The sequence below is a fragment of the Acinetobacter sp. ANC 5414 genome, from assembly GCF_013004295.1.
Taxonomy (GTDB): domain Bacteria; phylum Pseudomonadota; class Gammaproteobacteria; order Pseudomonadales; family Moraxellaceae; genus Acinetobacter.
The window spans coordinates 21216-39812 of the sequence record NZ_JABERM010000010.1; the positions used below are offsets into that span (position 1 = coordinate 21216).

The 18597-nt window shown below is 41.9% G+C and carries 19 protein-coding genes and 1 pseudogene; 12 read left to right on the forward strand and 8 right to left on the reverse strand.

Going from position 1 to position 18597, the window contains the following annotated elements:
- The first annotated feature begins 20 nt into the window (after positions 1-20).
- Positions 21-557, forward strand: coding sequence for an inorganic diphosphatase (gene ppa / locus HLH18_RS05875; protein ID WP_004650090.1), 537 nt, complete (start codon positions 21-23; stop codon positions 555-557).
- An 87-nt stretch (positions 558-644) separates the two neighbouring features.
- On the opposite strand, the gene HLH18_RS05880 is transcribed toward ppa, so the two are convergent.
- Positions 645-1958, reverse strand: coding sequence for an OprD family outer membrane porin (locus HLH18_RS05880; RefSeq protein ID WP_171546135.1), 1314 nt, complete (start codon positions 1956-1958; stop codon positions 645-647).
- Positions 1959-2550: 592 nt separating this feature from the next.
- Here HLH18_RS05880 and HLH18_RS05885 point away from each other — a divergent pair.
- Complete coding sequence (locus HLH18_RS05885; RefSeq protein ID WP_171546136.1) at positions 2551-3321, forward strand: TorF family putative porin; 771 nt, start codon at positions 2551-2553, stop codon at positions 3319-3321.
- A 379-nt stretch (positions 3322-3700) separates the two neighbouring features.
- Positions 3701-4444 carry a TorF family putative porin gene (locus HLH18_RS05890; protein ID WP_171546137.1) on the forward strand — a complete coding sequence of 248 codons (744 nt, stop codon included), beginning with the start codon at positions 3701-3703 and terminating at the stop codon, positions 4442-4444.
- Positions 4445-4503: 59 nt separating this feature from the next.
- On the opposite strand, the pseudogene HLH18_RS05895 reads toward HLH18_RS05890, so the two are convergent.
- From HLH18_RS05895 to HLH18_RS05905, 3 genes and pseudogenes are all read right to left on the reverse strand, one after another.
- Positions 4504-5013, reverse strand: a pseudogene (locus HLH18_RS05895) (GNAT family N-acetyltransferase).
- A 7-nt stretch (positions 5014-5020) separates the two neighbouring features.
- Positions 5021-6508 (reverse strand): YifB family Mg chelatase-like AAA ATPase, encoded by a 1488-nt coding sequence (locus HLH18_RS05900; RefSeq protein WP_171546138.1) that lies wholly within the window; start codon positions 6506-6508, stop codon positions 5021-5023.
- Between the two features lie 67 nt (positions 6509-6575).
- Entirely contained in the window at positions 6576-6803 is a 228-nt protein-coding gene (locus HLH18_RS05905) for an accessory factor UbiK family protein (RefSeq protein ID WP_171546139.1), read from the reverse strand.
- A gap of 279 nt (positions 6804-7082) precedes the next feature.
- Here HLH18_RS05905 and glnK point away from each other — a divergent pair, with 279 nt between their 5' ends.
- From glnK to HLH18_RS05940, 7 genes are all read left to right on the forward strand, one after another.
- A complete protein-coding gene (glnK, locus tag HLH18_RS05910; protein ID WP_067722465.1) occupies positions 7083-7421 on the forward strand; it encodes a P-II family nitrogen regulator in 339 nt (112 codons plus the stop codon).
- A gap of 61 nt (positions 7422-7482) precedes the next feature.
- Positions 7483-8886 carry an ammonium transporter gene (locus HLH18_RS05915; RefSeq protein WP_171546140.1) on the forward strand — a complete coding sequence of 468 codons (1404 nt, stop codon included), beginning with the start codon at positions 7483-7485 and terminating at the stop codon, positions 8884-8886.
- 138 nt (positions 8887-9024) lie between these two features.
- Complete coding sequence (nrdR, locus tag HLH18_RS05920; protein ID WP_074946956.1) at positions 9025-9483, forward strand: transcriptional regulator NrdR; 459 nt, start codon at positions 9025-9027, stop codon at positions 9481-9483.
- Positions 9484-9495: 12 nt separating this feature from the next.
- Positions 9496-10599 carry a bifunctional diaminohydroxyphosphoribosylaminopyrimidine deaminase/5-amino-6-(5-phosphoribosylamino)uracil reductase RibD gene (gene ribD, locus HLH18_RS05925; protein WP_171546141.1) on the forward strand — a complete coding sequence of 368 codons (1104 nt, stop codon included), beginning with the start codon at positions 9496-9498 and terminating at the stop codon, positions 10597-10599.
- Positions 10596-11888, forward strand: coding sequence for a DNA adenine methylase (locus HLH18_RS05930; RefSeq protein WP_131289536.1), 1293 nt, complete (start codon positions 10596-10598; stop codon positions 11886-11888). Before ribD ends, HLH18_RS05930 begins: the two co-directional genes overlap by 4 nt.
- A 27-nt stretch (positions 11889-11915) precedes the next feature.
- Positions 11916-12575 carry a riboflavin synthase gene (locus tag HLH18_RS05935; RefSeq protein ID WP_131289534.1) on the forward strand — a complete coding sequence of 220 codons (660 nt, stop codon included), beginning with the start codon at positions 11916-11918 and terminating at the stop codon, positions 12573-12575.
- Positions 12576-12688: 113 nt separating this feature from the next.
- Complete coding sequence (locus HLH18_RS05940; protein WP_171546142.1) at positions 12689-13234, forward strand: VTT domain-containing protein; 546 nt, start codon at positions 12689-12691, stop codon at positions 13232-13234.
- 112 nt (positions 13235-13346) lie between these two features.
- Here the strand turns inward: HLH18_RS05940 and HLH18_RS05945 are convergent, their stop codons facing one another.
- The 4 genes from HLH18_RS05945 to HLH18_RS05960 form a co-directional block, all read right to left on the reverse strand.
- Positions 13347-13565, reverse strand: coding sequence for a hypothetical protein (locus HLH18_RS05945; RefSeq protein WP_131289530.1), 219 nt, complete (start codon positions 13563-13565; stop codon positions 13347-13349).
- Positions 13566-13706: 141 nt separating this feature from the next.
- Positions 13707-14342, reverse strand: a complete 636-nt coding sequence (gene blhA, locus HLH18_RS05950; RefSeq protein WP_350642513.1) for a cell division protein BlhA — start codon at positions 14340-14342, stop codon at positions 13707-13709.
- 25 nt (positions 14343-14367) lie between these two features.
- Complete coding sequence (locus tag HLH18_RS05955; RefSeq protein ID WP_171546144.1) at positions 14368-14775, reverse strand: DNA polymerase III subunit chi; 408 nt, start codon at positions 14773-14775, stop codon at positions 14368-14370.
- The gene (locus tag HLH18_RS05960) at positions 14768-16216 is read right to left on the reverse strand and encodes a leucyl aminopeptidase (protein ID WP_171546145.1); all 1449 of its coding nucleotides are present in this window, start codon (positions 16214-16216) and stop codon (positions 14768-14770) included. Before HLH18_RS05960 ends, HLH18_RS05955 begins: the two co-directional genes overlap by 8 nt.
- A gap of 159 nt (positions 16217-16375) precedes the next feature.
- On the opposite strand from HLH18_RS05960, the gene lptF reads away from it, so the two are divergent.
- A complete protein-coding gene (gene lptF / locus HLH18_RS05965; RefSeq protein WP_171546146.1) occupies positions 16376-17476 on the forward strand; it encodes an LPS export ABC transporter permease LptF in 1101 nt (366 codons plus the stop codon).
- A 1-nt stretch (position 17477) separates the two neighbouring features.
- Positions 17478-18548, forward strand: a complete 1071-nt coding sequence (lptG, locus tag HLH18_RS05970; protein WP_171546147.1) for an LPS export ABC transporter permease LptG — start codon at positions 17478-17480, stop codon at positions 18546-18548.
- Positions 18549-18597: the final 49 nt, after the last annotated feature.

Consider the following 18597-nt stretch of genomic DNA (forward strand, 5'->3'; position numbering starts at 1 on the left):
ACTTGTTAAAGAGTGATGCTATGAGCTACAGCAATATCCCAGCGGGTAAAGATGCGCCAAACGATATCTATGTGATCATCGAAATTCCTGCAAATGCAGCACCAATCAAATACGAAATCGACAAAGATTCTGATGCGTTATTTGTAGACCGTTTCATGGGTACAGCAATGTTCTACCCAGCGAACTACGGTTATGTACCAAATACCTTGTCTTTAGATGGCGACCCATTAGACGTATTGGTTGTAACACCACACCCAGTTGAACCAGGTTCAGTGATTCGTTGCCGCCCTGTCGGTAAATTGAACATGGAAGATGACGGTGGTATCGATGCGAAATTGGTTGCTGTACCGCACGACAAATTAACGCCAATTTACAAAGATGTTCAGGAATATACTGATCTTCCGCCTTTGTTGATCAGCCAAATTGAACATTTCTTCCAACACTACAAAGACTTAGAGCCAGGAAAATGGGTTAAATTAAGTGGTTGGGAAGGTGCTGATGTTGCGAAACAAGAAGTACTTAGCTCAATTGCAGCTTATGCAGAAGCAAACAAATAATTGTTTGTTTCGAATTTAGCCTGAAAGGCTTAGATAAAAAAACCTGCACAATGTGCAGGTTTTTTTATCTCTTGAACTTACTGTGAATTAAAATAATTTCACAGGAATATCTAAGAATAAACGCCATTCGTTAGTATCGCCGATGTAAGCGCCTTCATAGACATCATTTGCACGATAGATTGAGTTACGAACGCGCAAGCTCGCATCTTTGGCAAAACCACTTTGAACCGTGTATTTCACTTGGTTAAAGAATTCATTTTCTTTACCTTCGCCTGTTTCACCTGCAACATTAATGTCCCAACCATAGACATAAGCAGTGGTCCAAGTTAAGCCAGGAACATTCATTGCACTGAAGTCATAGGTATATTGAACTTGTGCTGATTTCTCATGGTTGCCGACGAAGTCAGACAAGTAAGAGTTTGGCAAGTAAATACTTTGGTAGCCATCAGCATTTTGGCCGTAGTCATAACCGGTGTTGCCAGTATTTTGTTGGTAAGCCAACATGACGTTGTGTGCACCAGTATTATAAGTACCTGAAATTGCCCAAATATTGTTGCTTCGACCGGAAACATATTTATTGCCAATTGTTGAAGAATAAGTAGCTGCTTGTTCATCAAACTCAGTGTGATAACCGCTGAAATCATAAGTCAAAGAACTATCATTTGCTAATGCTTGTTTATAGTTGGCATTTACATAATGACGCTCTAATTTATTTTTGCTGTCTAGGCCATAGTACGATGCATTTAGAGCGTCGCTAAATTTGTATTTTGCGCCCCAAACCACTGCACGGTCTAAGTTTTCACCATCAGTGTTAATTTGATCAGAGTATTGGTTTTTAGTAAATTTACCCGCAATAACTTCCAAATTTTCAATTTCGTGGCTTGTTGCAAGCACACCGGTGAAATATTCAGGAACCATACGACCTGTATTACTTGCCAGCACAGGGATATCGAGAACTTGAGTACCATATTCAACAGTCGTATTTGAAACACGCGCTTTGACACTTGCGCCACCACGTGCCCAATGGTCATAGGTATCACCAGCACCCTTAGCTAGTTCACCGTCACTGTTTAAGCCTGTTTCACGTGGAATCATACCGTTGCCAGCATTTTTATTGTTGCCCAATTTAAATGAAGCATCACCTACTGCATTTATACCAAAACCTACCACACCCTTGGTAAAACCAGACTCGAGTTTCACAATTGCAGATTGTGCAGCAGAGCTTTGATCTTTGACATCAGGTGCTTTTTTGTCACGATTGATATAACCGGTACGGAATAGAACAGTTCCTTCAGCATCTTCAACAAAGCCTTTAGCTTCGCTTTGCTCGCTAGCATATGCTGTTGAGATTAATGCAGCTTGAATCAAAACTGCTAGGGTAAGTTTTTGTGCTTTTTGCATTGGGAGATGGCCTTATACAAAAGAGGGAGGATTAAATGAGAAGAATTGTATACGTAATGTAGAGCAAAAAAATCTTTTTTTTATTCATTTTATTTCATTAAAGTTATGCATTCATTGAATAAGAATGCATAGATAAAATTGAACAAAAGTTCAAAAAAAACGATTCCATTTAAAATATTATTTAAAACAATAATATATTTAAATGAAAGATGATTCTTTATGTGGTTTTTTATAAAGAATGGATAGATAGCACCCTGATTTTTAATTTTATTTTATTAGATTTAACGCTTGCTACTTTGGTCTAATAAGGCTTTTAAGTTGTGACTAAAAGTCTGGGTGGTAAATTTTTATCAGATCTTGCCAATGATCTAAATTCTCCGATCATCATGATATTTAATGTAAATATCGTCTAATTATATGCAATGCAAAATATATTTTACTTAAATATTAAGCGCTTTTATTTCCCTGAAATTAAATAAAAGCAGGATGAAATTATCTAAAAAATTGAACAAAAATTATAAAAAAGCTTTAGAATCCGCAGCTAAATTTGTCATCGAAAAAGAATCTTAGTCGGATTCTCTAAGGGGTAGGAATGCATCAAACTTCACACAAAATTGCGTTATCTTTATTGCTTGCCATAAGCACAATGTCTGCATTTGCTGAAGAAGAGATAATTTCACCAGCAGCGGGAGCATTAACAGGCAGTTTTGCCGTAGTGAATAAATATATTTACCGTGGTGGTGTGGAAAATGATGATGTTGCTCTACAAGCAGGTCTTGAGTATGCACTTCAAAGTGGTGTTAGCGTAGGATACTGGGGTTCAACCATAGGTTATGATCCATCTGATGAGGATAGAGATCATGGTTTTGAACATGATTTTTATGTGGCGTACGGTAATGAAATTAACCAAAACTGGAGCTATAGAGTTCAAGGGACTGCCTATTACTATCAAAATGGCGGTACAGTTTATGCTGAAGATGGCAGTAAACGTAAAACTACAGCATTCGATGTATTGGGTGAATTGGCTTATAAAGACCTAACTTTAGCTGCATCTGTAATGCTTGAAGATGCTTCTTTCGCTAACGCGGGAGATGTGTATTTAAGCGCAGCGTATAGTTATGCTTTGCCGCAAAATTTTATGTTGAATACCTCAGTTGGCGCATCCATCTATAACAGCAGCCGAGATGACGGCGTGATTGAAACGACTAATGATGTTGCCTTTAATGAAGCACGTATGGGTGTGAGTAAAGACATTGCAAATACGGGGGCTACCGCATCTTTAGATTATGTGGTCGGTGGTAAGGATCGCTTCGATACAGATTTTGATGATCAGGTTGTATTCGGTTTGAATTTTAGTTTTTAAGCCTAAAACTGTAAGAGTTTTTAAAAGTGCATAAATTGCTTTAAATTTGTGCACTTTTTTTAAGCATAATAAAATAATGTGGTTAAAAAATAGCCTCAAAAAGAGGCATGATGTAAGTAAATATGAATCTTGCTCTAAAGCTGAAGTCAGTTTTAATGCTGAACAAACTGGCTATAGCAGCGAATAAACTGTATTGCAGATAGGTTTATTGTAATTGATTAAAATTTAATAAAAACAAAATTATAAATCTATTTATTTTTTATTCTAGATGACTTGTAGAGAGCTCATTTTGCTTTTGGCATAGCAATTGCTATTACCTCATTGAGTTTATCGAAATAACCAAAAAAACCGTCGTAGTACGATGTGGGGGAATCAAACAATGAAATTAACTTTAAAAGTATTATCTCTGGCTGTATTAGGCGCAGCATCTACATTCACTTTCGCAGAAGAGGCACCTGCATCAGAACATACAGTGACAGGTAATATTGGAGTGGTGTCTCAATATGTATTACGTGGTAATACTGCAAGTTTAGAAAACTCGGGGGCAGCGGTTCAAGGCGGTTTAGACTACAGTCATGCTTCAGGTTTCTATGCTGGATATTGGGGTTCTACACTAGATATAAGTTATGCAGAATCTGGTGAGCAAAGCTTTGAACATGATTTTTATGCGGGTTTCAGTGGCAAAATTACTGAAGACCTGGGCTTTAAAGTAGGTGGTACTTACTACGTTTATTATCCGTCTGATGATTCAAATGTTTTTGAAACCATGGTGGGCTTAAACTATAAGAGTTTGGGTCTTACTGCTCAAACGCTTACAGACGATGTAACTTGGGGTAATGCAGGGGATACCTATTTTCTTGCCAGTTATAGCTATGGTTTACCGAAAGACTTTACTTTGAATACATCATTAGGCGCGTATTATTATTCTGATAGTGGTGATTTTGAAGGTCTCACTTTAAATACCACAGAGGATTTCAATTTGCGCCATTTAACAGTGGGTCTAAGTCATCCATTGGGTGATACAGGTGCATCAGTTTCTATGGACTATATCATTGGTGGTAAATTACGTGATGATACTGATTTGAAAAATAAAGTTGTTTTAGGTTTGAAATATGGATTCTAATCCAAAAATGTAAATAAAAAGGCGACTCATGAGAGTCGCCTTTTTATTTTGATAGAATGTTACGAAGTCGCATTAAAAGCCTCATGATAAGCGACTGTTCCTTGTGGAAAACTTCCTTCAAAAAACCAAAGCTTGAAAATATTCAGATGGGGTGTTTTCTAAAATAAGTTCAGGCACAGCTTTAAAGCTAAATTCGGCATAGAAATCCGGATCACCTAAAACCACACAGCCTTTTGCGCCAATCATTTTCAATTGACTTAATGCAGATTGAATCAGTGCTGAATCGATTCCTTACAGTTGCCATTTAGGTAAACTGCAACCGATCCCAAGCTATACCAGCCTTGTACGCCTGAAGAAATACTGACAGGTGAGATGGAAATCTGTCCCAAAATTTGCTCATTTAAAATAGTGACTAAAGCAATGCTTAATTGTTTTTCTTGCCGAAAGGCATTAACAATGAAATGCTCAGTATGACTCGAATATTGCTGATCTTTAAATGCCTGTTCAATGACCTGTGAAATCGCAGCTTGATCAGCAAGGTTTTCGCTATGGATAAACAAATTTTGCATCAGTGAATTAGCTCTGTTGTGCCCGATAAGACAAAGCTTCGGTTAAATGCTGGCTTTGTATTTCTGCATGCTGGGATAAATCCGCAATACTTCTGGAGACACGTAATACCCGATGATAGGCACGAGCAGATAAGTTTAAGCGCTGCTGTGCCATTTCCATGATTTTTTGTGCCTGCATATCCAGTGGTGCAAATTGCTCCAGCTGTTTAGGACTTAAAGCGTGATTCAGACATTGCTGTCGTTGTATTTGTAGCTTGTAGGCTTGAATCACACGTTCACGCACAGTCTGGGAATTTTCGACGGGTGTTGTATCTTGCAATTCATGTACTTGTAATGGCGGCACATCCAGATGCAAATCAATACGATCGAGTAGTGGACCTGAAATACGATTCTGATAACGCTTAATCGCATCCGCAGAACATTGGCAACGAATATCCTGATTAAAAGCATAACCACACGGGCAGGGATTCATTGCGGCAATCAGCTGAAAGTTTGCCGGAAAGGTAATTTGCCGTGAAGCACGCGAAATCACAATTTCTTTAGATTCCAGTGGTTGTCTTAAAACTTCTAATACTTTGCGATCGAATTCAGGCAGTTCATCTAAAAATAAAACCCCTAAATGCGCCAAAGTGATTTCACCGGGTTTCGGATGTGAGCCTCCACCGACTAAAGCGACCGCTGAAGCCGTATGATGTGGTGCGCGAAAAGGACGCTGTCCAAAGGGGTGTGAGGTATTGGAAACCGAATAAATGCTGGCAACTTCCAGATTTTCCTGAGTATCTAAAGGCGGTAAAATACTGGCAAGCCGTGATGCTAACAGGGTTTTTCCTGTACCGGGTGGTCCTTTAAACAATAAAGAATGCCCGCCTGCTGCGGCAATTTCCAAAGCGCGTCGTGGACGGAGCTGACCTTTGACATCGGCTAAATCAAATTTGTACTGATCCGGTGCTGCAGAGTGACTGGCTTGATATTGCTGGATGGGCTGTTGATTAGAAAGATGATCGCACACATCTTTTAAATGCTTGGCTGCAAAGACTTCAAAATTAGGTAGTTGAGAGGCTTGTTGGGCATTTTGTTCGGGCAAAATCAGTTGATGTCCTGACTGCTGGCAAGCAATTGCAATACTCAAAATACCGCTGATGGGGCGAAGTTGCCCATCTAAAGCCAGTTCCCCTATAAATTCTAGATTATCTGTAATATTTTCAGATATTTGCCCCGACGCGATCAAAATCCCTAAAGCGATCGGTAAATCGAGACGTGAGCCATTTTTGGGCAAGTCTGCCGGGGCTAAATTGATGGTTAAGCGCTTCGTCGGAAACTGAAAACCGCTATTGATAATGGCCGAGCGGACACGGTCTTTACTTTCACGAACTGCCGCTTCAGGCAGCCCGACAATGGTTAAAGAAGGTAGACCCTGGCTGACATGAACTTCCACCTCAATTAAAGGTGCATGAAGTCCAAGCAGACCTCGAGTGTAAATTTTAGCAAAAGACATTATTATTGTTCCGTTATAGTGCGTTATTTTTAATCGTTTTGTGTCTTTTAGTGCACCAAAAAAGTGCTTATTTATTGTTCTTAATTTTAATTTCTAATGCTTCAACTTGTTTAAGCAGTTCATTCAATCGTAAATTGGCATTATTGAGCACAGTACGTTGACGTTCAATTTCATCTTTTGAAACCAGATCCATCTTGGAAACCGCTTCATTGAGTAAGGCACGCAAATTATGTTCAATATCTTTTTTGGGTTGGTCGATTTGTTCCATGATTGCTTGTAATAAAGTTTCGATCATTGTTGATTCCCTAACGGTGCAGAAGTATGAGCAGTGTAGCATTGCTCAAACCTAGACCATAGCCCCCATCAATCAGATATAGTTTTGTTCGATGAGTAAAATCGTAAATTTTATAATAAAAATGACTCTTTTTTTTAGATCAGACTACGTTTAAAAGTATAAAATAGGTTATAAAGAAAACTCGTGTCGAAACTCTCTATTTTCCCCCAACCTTAGAAAGTTTGGCACGAAATTTGAACATAAAACCTTACTGGTGAAAGAAGCCGAAGGAAAACAAACATGAAGCTCGTAACTGCAATTGTAAAACCCTTTAAATTAGATGACGTGCGTGAAGCACTCTCTGACATTGGTGTTCAAGGGATCACCGTAACTGAAGTCAAAGGCTTTGGTCGTCAAAAAGGTCATACTGAACTTTATCGTGGCGCTGAATATGTCGTTGATTTTTTGCCTAAAGTAAAAATTGAAATCGCGATTAGCGATGATATGGTTGATTCAGTGATTGAATCGATTACGCGTGTTGCAAGCACAGGAAAAATTGGTGACGGTAAAATTTTCGTTACTAATTTAGAACAAGTCATCCGTATTCGTACCGGTGAAACAGGTGCAGACGCTGTCTAATTTGGCACGAAGTTTGCTGAGTACCTAATAACTCAAAAAAATACTAGGTTGGGGGATACGAATGAAAAAAATGCTCATTGCGCTGAGTTTATCGGGCGCACTTTTAGGTGGTTCTGTTGCATGGGCTGAAGAAGCTGTAACAGCATCCACTCCTTCTGAAGATGTCACAGTTGTTGAAACTGCTGATACATCGTTAACAAATTCTGAATTAGCTGCGGCACCTACTCCAGCTGAAGCAACAGCAGCACCTGTCGAAGAAGAAGTAAAATTAGATACAGGTGATACCGCATGGATTTTAGTGTCTACAGCACTGGTTTTATTGATGACCATTCCAGGTTTGGCACTGTTTTACGGTGGTATGGTTCGTAAGAAAAATGTCCTCGGCACAATGGCACATAGCTTTGTTGCAGCGGCAGTCGTCAGTATTACTTGGGTGGTGATTGGTTATACACTCGCTTTTGGTCAAGGTAACGCTTTCATTGGTGGCTTGGATAAAATCATGTTATCCGGCATTACCACAGATGCCTTAACTGGAACAATTCCTGAAATTCTATTTGTTATTTTCCAAATGACCTTTGCGATCATTACCGTAGCCATCATTACCGGTTCGATTGCAGAACGTATGAAATTCAGCGCTTTCGTTGCATTCATTACCATTTGGAGTGTTGTGGTTTACGCACCAATTACCCACTGGGTATGGGGTGGTGGCTGGTTAGGTAACGACGGTGCACTGGATTTTGCCGGTGGTACGGTGGTTCACATTAACTCGGGTGTTGCAGGTCTGGTTGCTGCATACATGCTTGGCAAACGTATGGGCTTGGGCCGTGAATCAATGGCGCCACATAACCTGACTTTGACTGTGATCGGTGCAAGCCTGGTTTGGGTAGGCTGGTTCGGTTTCAACGGTGGTTCTGCACTCGGTGCTAACGGTTCTGCTGGTTATGCATTAGTTGTAACTCAGGTTGCAGCCGCAGCCGCAGCAATTGCATGGTTAATTACTGAAAAAGTGGTTCGTGGTAAAGCCTCTGTATTGGGTGGTGCATCTGGTGCGGTTGCTGGTCTGGTGGTGATTACACCGGCAGCTGGTTTCGTTACTGTTGGTGGTGCATTGGCGATGGGCTTAATTGGCGGTGTCGTCTGCTTCTGGGGGATTACTGCACTTAAACGTGCACTGAAAGCCGATGACTCTTTAGATGCTTTTGGTCTGCATGGTGTAGGGGGTATTGTCGGTGCAATCTTAACCGCTGTATTCGCCAGTGAATTTATCATGGGTGATAAAGTCCCTGCAAATATGATGCATCAATTATGGGTGCAAATTGAAGGCGTACTGGCAACCATCGCTTACTCTGCAGTACTCACTTTCATCATTCTTAAACTGATTGACCTGGTGATTGGTATTCGTGTCGAAGCGGATGACGAACGTATGGGTCTAGACTTAAGTCAACATGGCGAACGTGTAGAATAATATAAAAACCGAGAATCAATATATTGTGTAAAACAGCCCATAAGGGCTGTTTTTTTTCCATATCTTGCGTAAACCTCTACAAAGCACAGAATTTTTGCTACACTCTAAACCCGATTTGATTTGTTCAATTAAACCGCTATGCATTGTCCGTTTTGCAACGCCGCAGATAGTAAAGTGATCGATTCGCGTTTGGCTGCTGAAGGCTGTCAAATTCGTCGACGTCGTGAATGTATTAGTTGCGGAGAACGATTTACCACTTTTGAAACTTATGAAGTGGTGATGCCTCGGGTGATTAAATCTGACGGCAAAAGTGAACCTTTTGATGAAGCGAAAATGCGCCGTTCATTGATGCATGCTTTACAAAAAAGACCGGTCACACAAGAGCAGATTGAAACTGTGCTCAGCGATATCCAATTACAAATTCGCCGCTTGGGTGAGCGTGATGTGAAATCACGAACCATTGGTGAAATTGTCATGCAGTCTTTATTTGCTTTGGATCATGTGGCTTATGTGCGTTTTGCCTCGGTTTATCAAGACTTTCAGGATGTAGAAGCTTTTCGACGTCAAATTGAACAAATGCAACACCGTGAACACTAAAAGAGTTTCAAGATGTCTAAGTTAAGCCAAGATCCCATTCACCAAGATCAGCTGTGGATGCAACGTGCGATTGAATTAGCGCGACTTGGACAATACTCAACCAAACCCAATCCCAATGTCGGCTGCGTCATCGTTAAAGATGGTCAACTGGTCGGTGAAGGCTTTCATCCGAAGGCGGGGCAACCGCATGCGGAAGTCTTTGCCATGCGTCAGGCGGCAGATCAAGCCAAAGGCGCAACCGCTTATGTGACTTTGGAACCTTGTGCGCATTATGGTCGCACACCGCCTTGTGCCAAAGGCTTGGTGGAAGCAGGTGTGGCTAAAGTGATTGTCGCTTGTCCTGATCCGAATCCGTTGGTCGCAGGCAAAGGTGTACAAATTCTAAAAAATGCCGGCATTGAAGTTGAAGTGGGCATTTGTGAACAAGAAGCAGAAAAACTCAATCTTGGCTTTCTTAAAGCCATGGCCACCGGCATGCCCTATGTTCGTTTAAAAGTGGCTTCAAGCTTGGATGGTCGAACAGCCATGGCATCAGGGGAATCAAAATGGATTACCGGACCTGAAGCCCGTCAGGATGTGCAGCATTGGCGTGCCATTTCTGGTGTGGTCATTACCGGGATTGAAACGGTACTGGCTGATGATTGTCAGCTGAATGTACGTCAGCTCAATGGTCTTGAAGATATCACCAGCATTGTTCAGCCGAAACGTCTGGTGCTCGATCGTCAGGGACGTTTACCCCTCAACGCAAAAATACTGCAGCAACCTGATACAGTCATGGTCATGGGACCGTTTCGTCAGGAACTGGCTGATTTAGGCGTGCTACAATTGCCAGTACAGCCTTTAAAAGACTTGCTACAGACCCTATCTACCCAACATCAAATTTATGATGTGCTGGTGGAAGCGGGGGCAATATTATCGACTGCCTTTTTACAACAACAGTTAGTCGATGAAATGATCAGTTATGTTGCACCAACATTTTTAGGTCAAACAGCACGTGCAATGTTTAGTGCGGAATTTAGCCGTATGGCAGAGCAACTTCGATTTAAGCTCATGGAGGCCACCCAATTGGGGGATGATGTGCGCTTAAGGTTAATCCCTTCTCAAGAGACAGTATGAATTCAGAGTCTTCGGTTTATCATAAACGTCGTCATTCAGCACGTACCACAGACGAATATCTTTTCAATCAGCTTGTTCCGTATTTAGGCAATAAGCGTCGTTTACTTCATCTGATTTTGGAAGCCCTTGAGAGTACGGGAACATTAAATAGCAAAAATGGTCGTGCCCCGATTTTTGCTGACTTTTTTGCAGGCTCGGGCGTGGTTTCACGTCTGGCGCGGCAAAATGGTTATCGCGTGATTGCCAATGACTGGGAACCCTACAGCCATGCTTTAAACAGTGCAATTTTATCCTGCACAGAAGCACCGGCATTTAAAGAGTTGGGTGGTTATCAAAAAGCCATTGATTATTTAAACCGTTTGCCGGAAGTCAAAGGTTGGGTGACGCATAACCTGTGTCCGCGTAATGATGAAATTTATGATCCGACCCGCGATCGTTTGTTCTTCAAACGCCGTAACGGCATGCGTATCGATGCGATCCGTCAGCAGATTGCGACCTGGCAGGCGCAAGGGGCAATTGATGATGTCGAGATGTCGGCCTTGCTTGCGCCATTGCTTTATTCTGCAAGTTTTGTCAGCAATACCAGTGGGGTATTTAAAAGCTTCCATCATGGCTGGGGCGGTAAAACCCAAACCGCTTTGGAACGGATTGAATCATTACTCTGGCTGACACCGAGTCGTTTCTGTGAAATTGGCGAACCGAAAAAACCGGCCGCTGAAATGTGGTGTGTGGATGCCCAGCATCTTGCCAATCAGATGAGCAGTTTTGAAGTGGATGTGGCTTATCTTGATCCACCGTATAACCAACATGCCTATGGCAGTAACTATCACGTCCTGAATGCTTTAACCTTGTGGGATCAGGCTGATTTACCCAGTCCAGATACCAAAGGCTACAAGAGCGGGATTGACCGTGTATGGCGTAAAGAGCGTCCAAGTCAGTACAACTCTTCCAAGCACGCCAAAGAAGCGTATGAGAAATTGGTTGCGACAATTAATGCGCGTTATATTCTGACCAGCTATTCGACCGATGGTAATATTGAAGCCGGTGATTTGCTGCAAGCGAATTTAAAACGTGGTCGTGTGACTTTGTTAACGCAAGATGTACCGCGTTATCGTGTCAGCAAGCAACGTCAGTCAGAACGCGCACGTGTACTTGAGTTTATTGTGATTACCGACACTCATGCCAAATCGGGTCCACCATTGCGCCAACTCTTGGGTCAGTTATATCATTTTGCTGAACTGGGTGGGGTCGATACTACAGGCGTGAGTACACAATTGGCATTGTGGTAAAACAAATACAGAAATAGAGAACAAATTATGTTTACAGGCATTATTGAAAGTCTAGGCAAAGTGGAAAGTTTACAAAGCGTGGGCGGTGATGTCCGTTTGCGTATTGGCACCAGTCTCGACATGTCAGATGTTCATTTGGGCGATTCAATTGCCACCAATGGGATTTGTCTCACCGTGATTGAATGGGGCGAAAACTGGTATGCAGCCGATGTCTCGCGTGAGAGTTTAAACCGCACGACCTTAGGTACCTGGAAAGTCGGTCAGCGCGTGAATGTGGAAAAGGCTATGCTGCCAACCACCCGTTTTGGCGGTCATATTGTCAGCGGTCATGTCGATGCTGTCGGTGAAATTACCGTGGTGCGTGAAGATGCCCGTTCCATTTATTATGAAGTGACTGCGCCTGCTGAAATTGCCAAATATTTAGCCGAAAAAGGTTCAGTGACGGTTGATGGGATTAGTCTGACCATTAACCACCTACGCGGTAATGTGATTAGCCTGAACCTAATTCCACATACGGCTGAAAGAACCAATATTGGTACATGGAAAACCGGTGCTAAAGTTAATCTGGAAGTTGATGTTTTAGCACGCTATATCGAACGTTTAATGCTCGGTGATAAAGCGGCAGAAACCCAAGAACAATCCAAATTAAGCATGGCATTTCTTGCAGAAAATGGCTTCTTGAAGTAAAAATCCATAGAATAGAAAACAGTCTGGTTGAAAAACTAGACTGTTTTTTTTGTTTTTATTTATACTTTTTAGTCATTTATGCAAATAGTAAAGGGGGAAGTGGATGGGTACAAATGCTTGATTTTTTAATGCATATTGAACAATGGTTACCGACTTTACTGGACAACTATGGCCTGTGGATTTACGCCATTTTATTTCTGATCATTTTTGCAGAAACGGGTTCTGTGTTCATGTTCTTCCTACCTGGGGACAGCTTGCTGCTTGCGATTGGCGCACTATGTTCAACCACCGATGTCGTCCATTTACCTTATATGGGGTCATTGTTATTTATTGCGGCAGTATTGGGTTATATCGTTAATTATTATACCGGTCAGGTGTTGGGATTTAAATTTTTCCATGAACATTCACGGTTTTTGAAACCTGCATATATTGTTAAAACCAATCATTATTTTACCAAACATGGTGGAAAAACCATTCTGGTTGCACGCTTTGTCCCGTTTGTCCGTTCATTTGCACCTTTTGCTGCAGGGGCGGGGCACATGAATATCCTGAGTTTTATGCTTTATAACGTCGTAGGCGGGCTGATCTGGATTAGCTTGTTATTAGGTATGGGCTATGGTGTAGGTAATATGTTGGGAATTGCTGTAGATTTATTTTAGTTTTTAATGGTTTAGACCGTATTTGAATTTGTTTGAATTGAATAAAAAAAATTAAATCTATGTATTAAAATAACAATAGCCCACCGAAGTGGACTATTTTTATTAATCTATTTCAGTGTTTGGTAATCGTGACAGATGTGCTTGCAACCCAAGAGTTTAATGCCTCTGGAGTAGAAACAGAAAATTGTCCTTTTTCCGCCTCTCGGGAAATATAAATTGAAACTGAGTGGAAGTCGGCATGGCTAATCCATAAATCTTGAGCAGATACACTCCATTTTTCACCCGAATCCAGTGCGGCAATTTGAGTCGAAATTTGGTTCAAGATATCCATTTTTTATTCCTGAATAAGATGAAGTTTAAGTATTTAAATGGTCATGTTTTTAAATAGATTTTAAAACATGACCATTTTGTGACATAAACATGTCATTCATATGACAGCGGAAAAATAGTCTGGATTAATTATGATTAGAAATCAGGGTTTAGTCTTCTCGGTGGATAAATCAGAGTTCTTTAAAATATAGTCAATTTCGTCTTGGCTGGCTTGATGTAACTTGGCACGAAATACTGTCACCGCCTGTTCAATGAGAGTTTCCGCTTCCAACTCTAGACGTAGACGCACGCTTTCCAGTTCCGAGAGTACTTCATGGTCATGAATCGACAGCATGCCTTTGGAAAAGTTCAGTGCCGAGCCTTCAGGATTCTTATGATAACGCGCTGTATAAACTTGGGTTTCATGATCTAAAGTTTGACGAATAAAGGCCAAAGTTTGGGTTTGTTCAGCAAATTGTCTGGCTTCATCTAACTGCAAGGCTTGAGCATAGGCAGCTTGTGCTGCACGTTTGTTTTCCAATGACTGCTCTAAAGCACGTTGCTTGCGAAGACGGGCTTCTTCAATCAATTGTGCCTTGCGTTCGATATAAGCACGTTCAATTTTTTCATAAGAGAGCTGTTGTGCTTCTTTATCCTTTTCCAACCACTTTTGGATATTGGTTTCAGGTTTCAGCACATTGCAGACGCGGTGTAGGTCATCAATAAATGCCTGACGAACAGCCTCAGGCACATTTAACCAACGCTGTTTAAAATCTTGACCGACATTTAATGCCACCACATATCTCCTTATTGCAATTGATCGGCTAAAGCTTGAACGTTCGCGGTTCAATACCTAGGCGTCGATATTGTTTAAATTTTTCACGCCCCAGCTGTTTTGCCGATTCATTATTTTCGATGATTTCTATAATGTGACTAAATTTATCAATCTGTTCAAGGGCTTGATTGTTAAAATTAAACACAATCCAGTCAGATTGTTCCGGCAGTCGAGCTGAAATGCAAATCGTGGTATGTTCCTGATCAATCCCATGCGGAATAAAACTGCTGGGATCAAAACTCCACAATCGTTCATCTAATTGCTGTTGCAAGTCCAAATCTTCACAATACAACCAGATATGTTCCGGTTGTTTCAGAATCTTGCGGCACAAACGGCAAGTGCTTTCCACTTGCCGTTCGGGACTTTTTTCAAATAAGTAAAAGCTAACTTTAGCCATTCGACTGCGCACGATTCGCCAGGAATTGAACCAGTAATGGAACAGGGCGACCGGTTGCACCTTTCGCTGTACCTGAGTTCCATGCTGTTCCAGCGATGTCTAAATGTGCCCAGCGGTATTCGCGGGTGAAGCGGTGCAAGAAACATGCTGCAGTCACCGAGCCGGCTTTAGGGCCACCAATGTTGGCAATGTCTGCAAATGGAGAATCAAGTTGCTCTTGATAATCTTCAAGTACTGGCATGCGCCATACACGGTCAAATGAGGTTTGACCAGCAGCACTGATTTCTGCCGCCAGTTCATCATCTGGAGTGAACAGACCGGTCAGCACTGAACCTAGAGCCACTACACATGCACCGGTTAATGTTGCGATATCAATCACCAGAGCCGGGTTGAAACGTTTGATGTAGGTCAGGGTATCGCATAAAACCAAACGACCTTCCGCATCGGTATTTAAAATCTCTACCGTTTGACCGCTCATCGTGGTCACGATATCACCCGGACGGGTTGCATGACCTGAAGGCATGTTTTCAGCTGCAGCAATGGTACCGACCACATGAATCGGCAGTTTTGATTCACACAGCGCACGCATCGTACCAAGTACAGAAGCCGCACCACACATGTCAAATTTCATTTCATCCATACCCGCACCAGGTTTGAGTGAAATACCGCCACTATCAAAAGTCACGCCTTTACCCACCAGTACGATAGGTGCCTGTTCAGTATTGGCCTGATATTCCATGGTAATGATGCGTCCCGGACGATCCGAACCTTTGCTGACGGCCAGAAAAGCGCCCATACCAAGGTCGGTCATTTGCAGTTCATCAAGAACGGTTACTTTTAACAGATCCGGATATTCAGCTGCCAATGCTTGTGCCTGTTCCGCCAGATATTCAGGGAAACAGATGTTGCCTGGACGATTACCTAAATCACGTGCCAAGCTTTGACCCGATTGCACGGCATGGATCAAGTCAAGTTGTTGTGAATTTAAAGTACCATTGTTTGCAATCAGATGAATCTCTTCAAGGATGAATTCATTTTTCTTCGATTTATATTCATCAAAAGCATAACTGGCTTGAGTCAAAGCCAAAGCGAATAAATAATGATGTTCAGATGCTAAGGCAGAAATATCAATACTGATCTGTTTGAATTTTTTTTGTGACGCTTTGATAATGCTTTGTGCGATTTTTGCTAATTTAGCAGGCTGAATTTCAGCTGCTTTATCGATTCCCATGAGCGCACTATTGGTACATGCTGCCACTTTACCGACAAGAGCTAAAGATTCACTTAGACCGGCTTTAAATTGTGCGGCTTCTATTAAGGTATTTAAATCATTGATTTCATAAGCAGTCGCTGCGTTTTGAAGCTGCTCAGAATCGACTAATATTAACAAATAGGGGCTAGATGCATTCTCTTGGAATGACGTATTAATTGTCAGTTTCATGTTCTGTATTCATGCCTTTGAAAGTTTGCAAACCATTAAACCATTGAAACATTTCTATGAATAGAGTTTCAATGCGCAACAACAGTATAGGTTTTATATTTTCACCATTCGGGTAAACTAGCGCTAGTTTTTATTAGCCTCTTTTTTGGAAGAATTAATTTGATTATTCGGCGTTATCTGGTCAAGCAAGTGGTGTCTACATCCTTGGTTGTGATTGCCTTGCTTACCTTGATCATGATGGGTGGTCGACTGATCAAGTACTTTGGCATTGCGGCACAAGGTCGTTTAGATGTCAGTATTTTGTTCAGCATTATTGGTTATCGGCTACCGGAATTTTTAACCCTGATTCTTCCACTCGGTTTTTTTATCGGTTTGATGCTGGTGTTTGGCCGTCTGTATGTCGACCATGAAATGGCGGTAATGAACGGCAGTGGTATCAGTCGGCATCAGCTGGGGCGCTTACTGATTCCGCTGACCGTGGTTTTTCTGGCGGCTCAAACTGTATTGATGGTGTGGATGTCGCCTTGGGGGCTGCGTCAGTTTGAAGAGTTGACCACCAATCAGGCGGTCAGAACCGGTTTTGATCTGGTGCGTCCTAAAGAATTTATTTCCTCTGGTCCCTATACCATTTATGCCGGGGACTTGTCAGAAGACCGTCATAATCTCAAAGATGTGTTTTTCTATCAACGCGCGGAAAAACCGGGTAAACCGGATGTCATGATTCTGGCCAAGGAAGCAACTCGTGTAGAAGTTGCCAATGAAACGGCCAGTATTGTCGATTTATCTGAAGGGCGCCGTTACGAAATTTTCCCAGGCACACCCAAATATACTCAGGCTGAATTTCAGTCTTATCGTTTACGTCTGGAAAGTGATAAAGAAGCCAAATTTGAAAGTGCTGAAGTGGAAGGTTTACCGATTGCGAAGCTATGGAGTAATCGTAATGATCCAGTGGTTGTGAGTGAATTGGGCTGGCGGATCTTCGTTCCATTTTCAGTGCTTGTGGCTTTAATTTTGGCGATTGCACTTTCAGAAGTCAGTCCTCGTCAAGGACGTTATTTAAAACTATTCCCGGCTTTGCTAATTTTCGCCAGTTTGATTGTGGCACTGATGGCAGTGAAAACCCGTGTCAGTAAAGATGAGTTAGGAATTTGGGCATATCCTTTGGTATTGGTCGTGTACGGTATTGCTGGAGCCTTGTTCTCCCGAAAACAAAAGCTCGCCCCTAAAATCAAGAAACGAATTCAGCAGGCGAGGTCTTAAAATGTTAGCACGTCGAATAATTGCCAAACATGTGACCAAAACTACGGCCCTAGCCATGCTGGGTGCAACGGCTATTTTGTCGGTTCTGCAAGTTTTATTTACCTATTTAGGTGAATTGGGTTCCTTGAATGAAACCTATAATGCATGGCAGGCACTGCAATATGTGTTATGGGGTGCACCCAATTACCTCTATGAAATTTTGCCGATCTCTGCATTGATTGGGGCGGTACTTGGTCTGGGCACTTTGGCTTCCAATAGTGAACTGGTGGTGATGCGTTCAGTCGGCATTAGCTTATGGCGCATTGTCGGTTGGGTGATTCGCTCCGCATTAATCTTAGTGGTTTTATCCTTTGTACTCAGTGAATGGGTGATTCCATATACCAATGAGCAAGCCAAAAGTGTCAAAGACCATCGTAGTGTAAGCGAGCTCGGTGAAGTCAATGGTTACTGGACTCGTGAAGGTCAGCGCTTTATTTACATTGATTATGCCAATGCCAAAGGGCAGCTAAAACATGTTCAAGTGGTTGACTTTGATGACAGTTATCGCTTGAAAGGTGTTTTAAATGCCGAGCAAGGTCAGTTTGTTAAAGATGGGGCTTGGAATTTAAAAACTGCTGTACAAATGGATATTCTGCCGCAAGGTAATTCAACCCTGGTGAAAACCGATCAGCTGCCTCTGGCTTTAGCCTTGCAACCGAAATATGTGCATATGGTCACCATTGACCCTGAAGATTTATCGCCGAGTCAATTGGTGAGCTTTATGAGTTATATGCATGAATACAGCCAGGTTCCAAAAACCTATAAGCTGGCATTTTGGAAAAAAGTCGGTTCGCCATTTGCACTGATTGCCTTGGTACTGATTGCCTGTTCCTTTATTTTTGGTCCCTTACGTCAACAGTCGATGGGTTTTCGTTTGGTGATTGCCTTATTTATTGGCTTGGGATTCTTCTATCTGCAAGACTTCTTGGGCTATGCCAGTCTGGTCTATTCACCTTCACCGGCCTGGTTTGTGTTTGTGCCGATTGTGCTGATGCTGCTGGTCGGTGGTTATTTGCTACGCCGTGCACGTTAAACTGCTCCGACAGTGATAAAAACAAGGTGCATGATCAGCTTTAGTCATG